This window comes from Planktothrix sp. PCC 11201 (assembly GCF_900009135.1).
GTDB lineage: Bacteria > Cyanobacteriota > Cyanobacteriia > Cyanobacteriales > Microcoleaceae > Planktothrix.
Window position 1 is genome coordinate 1 of sequence record NZ_LT797735.1, and the last position, 576, is coordinate 576.

1 pseudogene is annotated in these 576 nt (G+C 38.5%); it reads right to left on the bottom strand.

What is annotated here, in order from left to right:
• Positions 1-500 (bottom strand): annotated as a pseudogene (locus PL11201_RS25460) (ATP-binding protein); the annotation flags it as partial.
• Positions 501-576: the final 76 nt, after the last annotated feature.

Genomic DNA, 576 nt, shown 5'->3' on the forward strand with positions numbered 1-576 from the left:
GATTTAATATATTTAGTCGCTTCATAACCATCCATCACAGGCATTCGCATATCCATCCAAATTAAATGGGGTTCCCATTGGTTCCAAATGGCGATCGCTTCTAGTCCATTCCTGGCTTCTTTTAACTCAAATCCTAACGGACTAAGCAACTGAATTAATAATTTGCAATTAATTGGTTTATCATCAACCGTCAGAATTTTATAGATCGGCTGACCTGGTATTAATTCTAATACTTTTTGTTTGGTTTTTGTGGGTTCATTATTGATATTTTGACTGGGTTTTGCCTGAATTTGAAATCTAAAGGTTGTGCCTTTTCCTAATTCACTTTCAACCGCAATATCTCCCCCCATTAATTGGACAAATTTCCGACTAATGGCTAATCCTAAACCCGTCCCTTCTTGCTTTTCTTTTCCGGCTTGCGCTTGGCTAAAGGCTTCAAAGAGTTTCGGTAATTCCGCCTCGGAAATTCCCACTCCCGTATCGCGGATTTTAAAATTTAAGGTAAGCTGCTACGCAGCTTGATTGTATAATAGAAGATTAAGTATTTTTAGGGATATAACCCCCAATGCCAGCCAA